Annotated in this window: 7 protein-coding genes; 6 read left to right on the forward strand and 1 reads right to left on the reverse strand. The window is 64.2% G+C overall.

Features of this window, described 5'->3' with window-relative positions; genetic code table 11:
• Window positions 1-29: 29 nt before the first annotated feature.
• On the forward strand, window positions 30-1,181 hold the full coding sequence (locus C6W88_RS02480) for a sugar diacid recognition domain-containing protein (RefSeq protein WP_197037049.1): 1,152 nt from the start codon (window positions 30-32) through the stop codon (window positions 1,179-1,181).
• 385 nt (window positions 1,182-1,566) lie between these two features.
• Window positions 1,567-5,049, forward strand: a complete 3,483-nt coding sequence (locus C6W88_RS02485) for a putative bifunctional diguanylate cyclase/phosphodiesterase (protein WP_108131351.1) — start codon at window positions 1,567-1,569, stop codon at window positions 5,047-5,049.
• A gap of 355 nt (window positions 5,050-5,404) precedes the next feature.
• On the opposite strand, the gene C6W88_RS02495 is transcribed toward C6W88_RS02485, so the two are convergent.
• Window positions 5,405-6,691, reverse strand: a complete 1,287-nt coding sequence (locus C6W88_RS02495; RefSeq protein WP_108131353.1) for a glycine betaine monooxygenase oxygenase subunit — start codon at window positions 6,689-6,691, stop codon at window positions 5,405-5,407.
• Between the two features lie 367 nt (window positions 6,692-7,058).
• Here C6W88_RS02495 and C6W88_RS02500 point away from each other — a divergent pair, with 367 nt between their 5' ends.
• The 4 genes from C6W88_RS02500 (at window position 7,059) to C6W88_RS02515 (ending at window position 12,628) form a co-directional block, all read left to right on the forward strand.
• Complete coding sequence (locus C6W88_RS02500; RefSeq protein ID WP_108131354.1) at window positions 7,059-8,165, forward strand: glycine betaine monooxygenase reductase subunit; 1,107 nt, start codon at window positions 7,059-7,061, stop codon at window positions 8,163-8,165.
• A gap of 155 nt (window positions 8,166-8,320) precedes the next feature.
• Complete coding sequence (locus C6W88_RS02505; protein ID WP_108131355.1) at window positions 8,321-9,529, forward strand: GlxA family transcriptional regulator; 1,209 nt, start codon at window positions 8,321-8,323, stop codon at window positions 9,527-9,529.
• A gap of 455 nt (window positions 9,530-9,984) precedes the next feature.
• On the forward strand, window positions 9,985-11,292 hold the full coding sequence (gene glyA, locus C6W88_RS02510) for a serine hydroxymethyltransferase (RefSeq protein ID WP_108131356.1): 1,308 nt from the start codon (window positions 9,985-9,987) through the stop codon (window positions 11,290-11,292).
• An 85-nt stretch (window positions 11,293-11,377) separates the two neighbouring features.
• Window positions 11,378-12,628: a sarcosine oxidase subunit beta family protein gene (locus tag C6W88_RS02515; RefSeq protein WP_108131357.1), complete on the forward strand. Its 1,251-nt coding sequence runs from the start codon at window positions 11,378-11,380 to the stop codon at window positions 12,626-12,628.
• Window positions 12,629-12,636: the final 8 nt, after the last annotated feature.

Raw genomic sequence — 12,636 nt, forward strand, 5'->3', positions numbered from 1 at the left:
GTTCTTCGCCAGCGGCGGCAGGTGGCCCCATGATTCTGAGCGCTGAGCTCGCACAGCAGATCATCGACAAGACCCAGGATATTCTCGACGCCAACATCAACGTGATGGACGCGCGCGGGGTGATCATCGCCAGCGGTGATCACTCGCGTCTGGGTACCCTGCACGATGGCGCAATGCTGGCGCTTCAGCGTGGCAATGGACTCGAGATATCCGAGCATGACGTCGATGCCTTCAAGGGGGCGCGACCGGGCATCAATCTGCTGCTTCAGTGCGCCGGCGAGACCGTGGGAGTGCTCGGTATCACCGGTCCGCCATCGCAGGTACGTCAGGCGGCGCGGCTGGTCAAGGTGACCGCCGAGATGCTGGTCGAACAGGCCGACATGCTGAGTCAGCTTGAGTGGGCCAAGCGCCACCGGGAAGGTTTTATCCTGTCATGGGTCAACGCTGAGCTTTCTTCCGAGCAACTTCATGACTGGGCCGAGCGACTGGGGATCGACGTCGCCTGTCAGCGACTGGCGGTGCTGATCGAACTGGACAGAGGATCGCCCAGTGCAGATCTGGACGCCATGCAGCGATTGATGGACCTTCTGGCCCACGACAGCCTGGTCACCCAGGTGTCACCCCATCGCGCTCTGGTGCTCCAGCCGGTGATGGATCAGGCTGGACAGCGCAGGCAGGGCGCACACCCAGGCCCCGACGGGGCTATCGAAGCCCTGCTGGCGCGACTGGCACGCCACGATATTCACGGGGTCAAGGTCGCCGTCGGGCGTGCCTTCGATGCACCCGGCCACCTCCACCTGTCCTACGAGAGCGCCCGGCAGGTACTGGCGATCGGCAAGCGCCAGTTTCCCGAGCGAATGACCTATCACTACGAAGAGCTGCGCCTTCCGGTGCTGCTGTCGCCACTGAACGATGGCTGGCAAGGCGAGCAGTTGCGCGAGGCGGTCGAGCGCATCCGTGGCGCCGACAGCCATGGGCGTCTGCTCAAGACCCTGGCAATGCTGATCGAGCACGAGGGCAACCTGAGTCGCTGCGCCGATGCCCTGCATGTCCATCGCAACACTCTGCGCTATCGGCTGGATCGCATCCACGAGATTACCGGTATTTCTCCCCATTGCTTCACCGGCCTGGTGGAGCTTTTCCTGGGTCTGGAGCTGTCGTCCGGCGACGGCGCTCATTGAAACCCACAGGCTGATCTTTCTCGCGGGTGGCGAGCGGCGGCTTGCGAGCTGTCGCTTGCGAGGTAGTGCCTAGATGCTGTCCGTCATCATGTCGCAGGGGGCATCGGGCCTGCTGGTGTGTCTGCAGGTAGGGTGGTGGTTGCCACAAAGCCAGCCGTCAGGACTTGCCCGCGATAAGAATGTGAAGCCACGGCGCTTAGCTTGTGGCTTTTTTCTTACATTAAATTACGAATTAGTTACTGAGAGTCGTAGCGACATTTTGTGCAGGATAATTAGCAGGGAGACAAATCTGTGCAGCTTTCCCCTGAGGCGGGCTGATCTAAGGCGTTCGCCCAGGAGGCTTGCGCCGCCCATCTGGACGCTCCTTCACCACTGAGGCCGGCCGATGAGTGACTGGAAGTCCGAGGAAGAGCGGAGTCTGGGCTTTCCGCCACTGCTGCTGGTGGTGCTGACCTTCGGGGCCCTGATGGCCCTGCATACCCTGTTCGCCTCCTCCTCGTCCTCATTGTTCCTGTTCGATCTTCTGACTTTCAGCCGTTGGGGCGCGGTGGCGTCGTTGCTGGCGACGCTCGGTATTCTGGCGCTGGTTATCGGCTGTGATCGTGTCAGGCGGCTGGCCTCGTTGGCGCTGCTGGGGTACAGCCTGGGACAAGGGCTATGGCTGCTTGATCAAGTCAATCGTCAGGTGAGCCTCGAGGCGCTGCCGGCAATGTCGTTGCTGCTGATGCTGCTGTTCGCCTTCTGTCTGTGGCACGGTCGAGGCGTCGGGCGCAGGCGCTACGCGGCCCTGGGAATCGTGTGCATGGTGGCTGGTGCGCTGGGATTTTCGATCCTTTGGACGACGGAGGATGCCCCTCGTTGGCGCCTTATACTGTTCGAGTCCCGGCCGCTTGGCACCGTCATGGTGTTTACCTATGGCGTCATCTTCTGGCTGTTCGCCCGCCAGCGCAGCTTGAACTTGCGACGGCTGGCGCCCAGGGTGATCAAGGTCGGGCTTATCGGCACCAGTCTCAGCATGCTGGTGGGCTTTGGGGGCTACCACCTCTATTCGCTCGATCTGAAACAGGATCTGAGCACGCAGCTGGATACCTTGAGTGAGCGCATCGCCAATTGGGAAGAACGCTACCGCCTGGGCTGGAGCGAATGGAGCCTTCCACTGACCCAGGCAGGTGGGTCGCCGGAACCCACCGGTCCCGCAGCCCGGGGAGAGGTGCTTGCCTACGTCTGGTGGCAGGACAGGGGCGCATTGCGCTGGAACCCCGCTGACGGTGGTGGGGCGACGTCTCGACTCGAAGAAATGCTGGCGTTGCACGAGGTTCGAAGTTGGCTCGAACAGCGTCAGAACGAGGCCATGCGCTGGTGGATTCCGGGCAAAGGCGCGGCGCTGCTGGAGGTCAACAGCTTCGGTGCTGCGGGCCCCCGGCTGGTCGTACTGGTCGACACGACGCTGTGGCTTGAGCATATGAGTGAAGGACTGACGGCGAACCTGTCGCTGTTGGGGCTCCGCCCGGCAGAGGCGTTGGATCATGGTGCCCGCGAGGTCTGGGTCGAGCGCGGCAGGCTGGCCGGCGTAATGCGAGACGATATTGCCCTGGCTGGCGGCACGCTGCTGCGGGTTCAGGCATCGAAGCCGCTGTCGCTCAAGTGGGTGCTATTGCCGGCGCTGTTGCTGGCGTTGGGCCTTTTTGTCACCTATCAACTGATGACCTGGATTGCGCTGGCGCGATTGCGTAGAGAGCAGGCGATTTCGCTGGCGACGCGTGAACAGGAGTTTCATTCCCTGTTCGGACTACACCCCGTGCCGATGCTGCAGGTTCGACGTTCGGGCCTGATCGGTGCGCTCAACGACTCTGCCACGGAAGCTCTGGGTGACAGCGCAGGGGAGGCTATCGCTCGACCCTTCACCGAGGTAGCCAGTCGACTGCTGGGATGCGGTGATGCGCCCGATGAATTGATGAAGCACTTCGACAATGTCATGACCGGGCGACAGCGGTCCGTGGTGTTCGAGTGCTCGATCGCGGATTCTACCTTCAGGATACGCCTGCAGCAGGTCCGGGTGGGGGCGGCCTGTGTGGGCCTTTTCGCCAGTTTCGCCGACATCAGTCTGCGTCAGAAGGAGCAAGCCAGGCTGTCGATCATGGAGCACTGTCTCAGGGAGAGCAGCAATGGGGTCGTAATCTTCGACGCCCAGTCCAGGGGCTGCCCCGTGATGTATGCCAACGCTGCTCTGTGCCGCATGCTGGATGCTTCGGCATCCTCGGTGACCGGACTGCTGGCGAGTGAGCTTGCCAGGACCATGTGTCTGGACCCGGTGACCGAAGCCGAGATCTGTCACTGGATGAAGACCCAGCAGCCGGGCTCGGTCACTGCGCTGGCCAGCCAGGGAGGAGGAGGCGGTCGCTGGTACGACCTGACGCTCTCGCCGGTGCATGCGCTCCGCGAAGGCGTAAGTCACTACATCGGCATCGTCGATGACGTCAGTCAGCGCAAGGTTCAGGAAGAGATGCTGGCCCACCAGGCCACCCACGACGCCCTGACTGGTCTGCCCAATCGCACCCTGCTGGCCGACCGACTGGAGCACGACGTAGCCCTGGCGACACGTCATCGGCAGGGGCTGGCGGTGCTGTTCATCGATCTGGATGCGTTCAAGCCGATCAACGATAGCCTGGGGCATGAGGTCGGTGATCGCGTGCTGATACAGGTCGCCAAACGCCTGAGCCGAGGGCAGCGACGCTCGGATACCCTGGCGCGTCTGGGCGGGGACGAATTCGTGCTGGTGCTGGTGGATATCGGTGGCAAGGACAAGGCCATCGCGGTGGCCGAGCGTCTGCTGAACCAGTTGCGTGAACCCTGCCGCGTCGACGGCTTCCAGCTGCAGATATCCGCGAGTATCGGGATCGCCTTGCTGGACACCGGGACCACCCTGTCGCCACAACGGCTGATCCAGCAGGCCGATCTGGCCATGTACCAGGCCAAGCAACGCGGGCGAAACCAGTATCAGTTGTTCACACGCACCCTCGACGGTGTCCCCGGGCGTCATGTGACCCTGCGCAACGCGCTGCGTATTGCCATGGAACAGCAGCGTCTGCAGTTGTTCTATCAGCCCCAGGTGGATGGCGAGGGCAGGATCACCGGTCTGGAGGCATTGATACGCTGGTCCCATCCCGAATTCGGCTGGGTCTCACCGTCGGAGTTCATTCCACTGGCCGAAGAAACCGGCCAGATCATCGATCTGGGGCGCTGGGTGATGCGCAGGGCCTGCTACGACGCCAAGCGCCTGTGGCGAAGTGGACTCAAGCCGGGGCGGGTGGCGGTGAACCTGTCACCGCTGGAATTTCATCGCATGGATTTTCTATCGAGCGTGTGCCAGACGCTGGATCAGACCCACCTGCATGCCGAGTGTCTGGAGCTGGAAATCACCGAAGGCATGTTGCTGGATGACCAGGAACGCGTGGCTCGTACACTGGGGGCCCTGGCGGCCCGCGGGGTCACCACGGCGATCGATGACTTCGGAAAGGGATACTCGAGCTTCGATTACCTCAAGTCCCTGCCCATCGACAAGATCAAGATCGATCGTGGTTTTGTCGCCCAGTGCCTGGACAGTGAACGAGATATCGCGGTCTGTCGCAGCGTGATCACCCTGGCCCAGGAGTTGGGCCTCGAGGCGCTGGCAGAAGGGGTCGAGACACCGCATCAATGTGCCGCCCTGAAGGACCTGGGCTGCACCACCTTCCAGGGCTATCTGTTCTCTCGACCGGTGCCTTTCCGGGAGCTTGCCGGCCTGCTGCGTCGCCCCCATCTGGCGCCGCAGCAGGAGGTCCCGATGGATCGGCAGGACTTGATTGGGGCGGAAGCGCGCCGACGCTGAGCGACCGCCGAGTCCTGAAATCCGCCCAGGTGTCGTCTTGAAGACGACACCTGGGCTGGCTTCAGGGCAAGCGATGACGGCAGGCCGTTTCAGCAGGCTATGTCAGCGGGCTATGTCAGCGGGCTATGTCAGCAGGTCGGACACCAGGCCGTGACAGAGAGACACCCAGGGGGCCGCAATGTCGACAAGCGCAGGGGCTTTTCCGCCAGGCCCTAGGGCTTGTCTGAAAAGTGCCTGCGCTCGGTAATACGGCGTTAAAAATCGGATCAAAATGCTCATTTACACCCCGTAAACTGCGCTTTCTCACCGATTTTTGCCTTGTCTAACCTTCGCTCGTCGACTTTTCGTACAGGCCCTAGCCGCTGGCCAGGCTCAGCGCTGGGCTGCTGCCCAGGTTGGCTGCCAAGGTGGTGCGGTACCAGTCGATAAAGTCGATCACCCCGTATTCGTAGGTGGGGGAGTAGGGGCCGGGGCGATAGGCCAGGGAGTTGATGCCTCGCTGGTTCTCTTCGGCAAGCCTTCGGTCCTGGGCGTTGGTGGCGTCCCATACTCGGCTCAGGTTCTCGACGTCGTAGTCGACACCCTCCACCGCATCCTTGTGGACCAGCCATTTGGTGGTGACCTGAGTGCGCTGGGGACCCAGCGGCAGCACCCGGAACACCGCGGCGTGGTCGCCGACAAAGTGATTCCAGCTATTGGGCAGATGCAGGATGCGCAGGGAGCCCATGTCCTCGAGGCCCTGGTGGGTCAGCGGACGGCGACAGGCGGCCCTGCCGTCCATGGTCATGGACACGGTGCCTTCGACCAGCGGGGTGCGGGTCAGGCGATTGCGCTTGCCTCCCGCCCAGCTCATCTTCCAGGGGATGCCGAGGCCGTCCCACTCCTGCTGCTTGCGTGCTACCAGACTGCGGTATTCCGGCGTGGCACGGGGGTCCTCGGTGTCGTCAAACTCGTAGAGCGACTTGATCAGCTCCGGGTGAGAGCCGTTGCAGTGGTAGCACTCGCGGTTGTTCTCGAGCACCAGTTTCCAGTTGGCCTGCTCCTCGATGGTGGTGGTCACGGCCACCTTGAGGTTGGCCATGTCGTAGAAGCTCAGGTAGCTGTCGAAGATGGCCTTGAGGTCGCTCACGTCCGGCGGATTCTCGGCGAGGCTGACGAACAGGTAGCCGCCGGCTTCGGTCAGCGCGACCGGGGCGAGTCCGTAGTCCTCGAGTCGAAAGTCCTCGCCCATCTCGGTGCCGGCGAACAGCAGGCGTCCGTCCAGCTCGTAGGTCCACTGATGGTAGGGGCACACCAGCTTGGCCAGCTTGCCCTTTTCGGTGGAGCACAGGCGAGATCCGCGATGGCGGCAGGTGTTGTGAAAGGCGTGAATGGCGTCGCCATCGCCGCGCACGATGACCACCGGATTATGGCCGATGTCGAGGGTGATGAAGTTGCCCTTGGCGGGAATCTCGCAGCTCATGCCGGCGAAGATCCACTCGCGCTCGAAGATGGTCTGCATGTCGAGCTGGAACAGTCGTTCATCGTTGTAGAACGGCTGCGGCAACGAGAAGCCGAAGGGGTGATGTGACATCGTCTCCAGGGCGAAACGACGGGCGTCCCCCAGGGGATCCTCCAGATTGAGATGGGCGATGGGCTCCATGGTGCACTCCTCGTGATGCGATAGATGCGGTGTCGATGGGCGCGGTGGCCCATGGTAAGGGGCGCCGCTATGGATCAGGGGAAAGCATTAGCGGCGCTATCAGCTGGCAGCTGGCGTGCGTCGCGGTTGTCATGCTGCGCAGTCTGGGGCAAGGGTGGGGACCCTGGGTATCTGGTGGCGACACCAGATGATGCCGTTGCGACCTCTTTGTCGCTGCAGCGAGCGTGGCCGGAGGATTCGAGTATGCTGATGTCGCGATCAGACAAGTGGCGTGCGAGGCGCGAGGGGCAGAATGCGCTCAATGACCAGGCCTCGAACGAGGTTCGGGGCCTGGGTGAACCGCCGACTGTCTGCGAGCGAAACCGCCATGGTGACGAATTTTCTCAATCCGGTGACCACCCAGACCTGGGCCAATGGCCGCCACGTCGTGCGCTGCGTCAAGGTCATCCAGGAGACCTGGGACGTCCGAACCTTCTGCTTCATGGCCGAGCAGCCGGTGATGTTCTTCTTCAAGCCGGGGCAGTTCGTCACTCTGGAGCTCGAGATCGACGGCGAGTGCGTCTTCCGCTCCTATACCATCGCCAGTTCACCCTCCATCCCCTACAGCTTCTCGATCACCGTCAAGCGGGTGCCGGGGGGGCGCGTCTCCAACTGGCTGCATGATCAGATGGACGTGGGCCACGAGCTGGCGGTGCACGGTCCGGTGGGGGACTTCAACTGCATCGACCATACCGCCGACAAGGTGCTGATGCTCTCCGGCGGTGTCGGCATCACGCCGCTGATGTCGATGACCCGCTGGTTCTTCGATACCAATGCGGCGGTGGACCTGGCCTTTATCCACTGCGCCAGAACCCCCAGGGACATCATCTTTCACCGTGAGCTTGAGCATATCTTCTCGCGGATTCCCGAGTTCCGGCTGAATATCGTGTGTGAACGGGACAACGAGCTGAACCAGGCCTGGGCGGGTTTCCGCGGCTTCCTGTCGGAGCCCATGCTGGAGCTGATGGCGCCTGATTTTCTGGATCGAGAGGTCTTCTGCTGCGGGCCCACGCCCTTCATGTCGGCGGTCAGGCGTCTGTTGACCCAGCGTGGCTTCGACATGAGTCGCTACCACGAGGAATCCTTCGGTGCCACGCCGGTCGACGTCCAGGAAGACGTCCACGAGCTGGCGGAGCAGGCCGAGGCAGAGGCCGAGGAGCTCGTGGCGGCCGACATGCACTGTGTCGAATTCGCCTCGGCGGGCAAGAGCGTGCGCATCCAGCCGGGCGAGACCGTGCACGCTGCGGCCTCAAAGCTCGGACTGCATATTCCCAAGGCCTGCGGCATGGGCATCTGCGGCACCTGCCGGGTGCCACTGGTCGCCGGCGAGGTGGACATGGAACACAACGGTGGCATCACCGACGAGGACGTGGCCGAGGGCTTCATCCTGTCCTGCTGCAGTCGGCCCAGGGGTAACGTCACGGTGGACTGGTAGCGGCGGTGGCTCCCGGCGGAGGCGGGTCGTGGGCTACCCAGCGCGGCAGTGGTGTAACCGTCCGGTGCAGGTGACTCCGTATGGCGTTGATAAATAGGAGGGCCGTGAGAAATTCGGTTAGGCTGGAGTCTGATTTTTGCTGGTATTTGGACGCCATGCCATCCTCGCCCCTGCACCCGCTCCATCCATCACGGCCATCGCCGGCACCATCGTCAGCACAGCAAGGGCACGCCGATGTCTCTGGCGGCGAGCCGCTCACGCCGGCGCTGTCGGTGGGCTTTGTGTTGCTGTCGCGCTTTACCTTGCTGCCCTTTGCTGCCTTCGTCGACTGCCTGCGGCTGGCGTCCGACGAGGGCGATCGCAGTCGTCAGCTACGTTGCCGCTGGCGCTTTCTGTCAGAGGATGGCGCCGAGGTTGCGTCAAGCTGTGGTGCGGTGATCTCGCCCTGCGAGCCGATAGGGGGGCGTCATGGGCAGCCTTTCTGTGATCCCCGCCAGTTCGACTACCTGGTGGTCATCGGCGGGGTGCTGGGGGAAGGCGAGGAAGCTGATAGCCCTGAGCGAACGAGCCCTGAACGACGGGCTCTCGAGCGAAACCGCCCCGAGCGAGATGGCGGCACCCTCGACTATCTGCGCCATGCGGCAGCGCTGGGCGTGCCGCTGGTGGGGGTGTGCACCGGGGTCTACTCGCTGATCCAGGCCGGTGTGATGGAGGGGCGGCGTTGCTGCGTCAGCTGGTACCACCACCTGGATCTGACCCGGCGTTTTCCCGCCGTCAGCGCGGTGGCCGACCGCCTCTATGTCGACGATGGCGACCGCTTGACCTGTGCCGGTGGTGCTGCGGCGGCGGACCTGGCCGCCTATCTGGTGGAGCGCCACCTGGGACGCGCCTGGGCACGCAAGAGCCTGCATATCATGCTGCTGGACGGCCACCGAAGCGGCGACCACTCCCAGCCCCAGCCGGTGGTCTTCGATCGCATCGAGGACCGCATCGTGCGTCGTGCCGTGGCAATTCTCGAGCAGCATCTGGGCGAGCCGCTGTCGGTGGATGAGCTGGCGACGCGCGCCGGCGCCTCGCGTCGGGGGCTCGAGCGCAAGTTTCGCCAGGCCTTCGGTGTCGGCCCGCAGAAGTTCGCCCGTGACCTGCGCCTGCGCTACGGTCTGTGGCTTCTGTACTTCACCGACCATAGCGTCACCGAGATCGGCGAGCGCTGTGGTTTCGCCGACACCGCCCACTTTTCCCGCCACTTCCGCAGCGCCTTCGGACAGTCGCCCTCACGTCTGCGTCGCGATCCCGTCGGTCGCGAGGAGGCCGGCGTCGACCCCTTCTTTCTGCATGTCGGTGCACGCCTGGGGCATCGCTGAGCGCCCCCCGCTGGCGCAATTGCCCCTGATATTGCTCCTGATAGTGCCGCTGATAGCTCCCCTGATCGTGCCGCTGGCAACGTCATCCAAGCGCTCGTCCACGGCGCTCGGCTCATGCCTGCGTCCAACAAAGCTGTCGCATTTGTTCAAGTTTTGAAGGAGCCGCTCGGCTTCAATGACCTTATCCCGCCGGGCACCTGCGCTCGTCTGGGCCGGCCTCTGCCTGTATGGGCCAGTCTGGGCCGGGCTCTGCCAGTCTGGGCCCGTCTGGGCCGGTCCGGGCAGCGTCGATGTCCCTGACGGCGACGCCGATGTCGTTTCCAGAATATCGGCGCCGGGATAGCGGCTTACCTTGGAGGCGGGGGACTGCCCGTCTTCGTCAGCCATCACAACGACAATATCGACCAGGCGAAAGCGGCCGCGAAGAGGCGCTTCGCCATTATCGGAGATACCCCATGCCAAGCGCTCATCTGTCCAGCTCGTCACTGTCCCGGTTCGATCCGCAGATCGCCGAGGCCATCGCCGACGAGGTCGTTCGCCAGCAGGATCATGTGGAGCTGATCGCCTCCGAGAACTACGCAAGTCCCGCGGTGATGGAGGCCCAGGGCACCCAGCTGACCAACAAGTACGCCGAGGGCTATCCCGGCAAGCGCTACTATGGCGGCTGCGAGCACGTCGACGTGGTAGAGCGTCTGGCCATCGAGCGGGCCTGCGCGCTGTTCAGCGCCGACTACGCCAACGTGCAGCCCCACAGCGGCGCCCAGGCCAATGCCGCCGCCTTCATGGCGCTGGTGTCCCCCGGTGATACCGTGCTCGGCATGAGTCTGGCTCACGGCGGCCACCTGACCCATGGCGCGGCACCGAACTTCTCCGGCAAGCACTACCACGCGGTGCAGTATGGTCTGGACGAGGCCACCGGCCAGATCGACTACGCCGAGGTCGAGCGTCTGGCCAACGAGCATCGCCCCAAGTTGATCGTCGCTGGCTTCTCGGCCTACTCCCAGGTGGTCGACTGGCGCCGCTTTCGCGCCATCGCCGACAGCGTCGGCGCCTGGCTGCTGGTGGACATGGCCCACGTCGCCGGTCTGGTGGCGGCCGGGCTCTATCCAAGCCCGCTGCCCCACGCCCACGTGGTCACCACCACCACCCACAAGACCCTGCGCGGGCCGCGCGGTGGCCTGATCCTGTCGGCCAGCGGTGACGAGGCGCTGTACAAGAAGCTCAACGGCGCGGTTTTCCCCGGCCAGCAGGGCGGCCCCTTGATGCATGTCATCGCGGCCAAGGCGGTGGCCTTCCGCGAGGCCATGAACCAGGACTTCGTACGCTACCAGGAGCAGGTCATCGTCAATGCCAAGGCCATGGCCGGGACCTTTCTCGAGCGCGGCTACGACGTGGTCTCCGGCGGCACCGAAGACCATCTGTTTCTGGTCTCGCTGATTCGCCAGGGGATCACCGGCAAGGACGCCGACGCGGCCCTGGGTCGCTCGCACATCACCGTCAACAAGAACGCGGTACCGGGAGACCCGCAGAGCCCCTTCGTCACCTCGGGCCTGCGCATCGGGACCCCGGCGGTGACCACCCGCGGCTTCGATGCCGAAGAGTGCGAGCGGCTTGCCGGCTGGATCTGCGATGTGCTGGACGTGCTGGCCCGTGGCGAGGACACCGCCGCCATCGAAGCCGACGTACGCCAGCGGGTCGGCGAGCTATGCACGCGCCACCCGGTCTATCCGACCCCTCGGCAAGCCGCTGCCGTGCCGGCCTGATGACCCCCCGGCGGTCGTGACGCACGCAGCGACCGCCCAGGCACTTTTCAGACACGCTCTAGCCCAGAGTTTTGAGGGACACCCTATGCAACGCTACTCCGGATTCGCGCTGGCCCGCCACGCCCTGAGTCACCACGAGAACTGGCAGCGCCAGTGGCGCAACCCGACCCCCAAGGCCGCCTACGACGTGATCATCGTCGGTGGTGGCGGCCACGGCCTGGCCACCGCCTACTACCTGGCCAAGGAATTTGGCGTGCGCAATGTCGCGGTGATCGAGAAGGGCTGGCTGGGCGGCGGCAACACCGCCCGCAACACCACCATCGTGCGCTCCAACTATCTGTGGGATGAGGCCGCCGCGCTCTATGAGCACTCGATGAAGCTGTGGGAAGGGCTGTCCCGGGATCTCAACTACAACGTGATGTTCTCCCAGCGCGGCGTGCTCAATCTTGGCCATACCCTGCAGGACATGCGCGACATCCAGCGCAGGGTCAACGCCAACCGGCTCAACGGCATCGACGGCGAGGTGCTCAACGCCAGGGGCGTGCAGGAGATCGTGCCGATCCTCGACTGCTCGAAGAACGCGCGCTACCCGGTGATGGGGGCCTCCTGGCAGCCCCGTGCCGGGGTCGCCCGCCACGACGCCGTGGCCTGGGGCTACGCCCGTGGTGCCGATGCCCTCGGCGTCGACATCCTGCAGCAGACCGAGGTGACCGGATTCAAGATCCGCGACGGCCGCATCCTTGGGGTGCACACCAATCGCGGCGATATCGAGGCTCGCACCGTGGGCTGCGTGACCGCCGGCAACTCCGGGGTGATGGCATCGCTTGCGGGGCTGCGCCTGCCGCTGGAGAGCCACCCGCTGCAGGCGCTGGTGTCAGAGCCGCTCAAGCCGGTGCTCGATACCGTGGTGATGTCCAACCACGTGCATGGCTATATCAGCCAGTCCGACAAGGGTGACCTTGTCATCGGCGCGGGCATCGACGGCTACAACGGCTACGGCCAGCGTGGCAGCTACGCCACCGTCGAGCACACCCTGCAGGCCATCGTCGAGATGTTCCCGATCTTCTCGCGGGTGCGCATGAACCGGCAGTGGGGCGGCATCGTCGATACCTGCCCGGACGCCTGCCCGATCCTGTCGAAGACCCGAATCGAGGGGCTCTACTTCAACTGCGGCTGGGGCACCGGTGGCTTCAAGGCGACCCCGGGTTCCGGGCATGTGTTTGCCGCGAGCCTGGCCAAGGGCGAGATGCACCCGCTGGCCGCCCCCTTCTCGATCGACCGCTTCCACAGCGGCGCGCTGATCGATGAACACGGCGCCGCCGGTGTCGCCCACTGATTTCAGGA

The sequence above is a fragment of the Halomonas litopenaei genome (genome assembly GCF_003045775.1).
GTDB classification, from domain to species: Bacteria; Pseudomonadota; Gammaproteobacteria; order Pseudomonadales; family Halomonadaceae; genus Halomonas; species Halomonas litopenaei.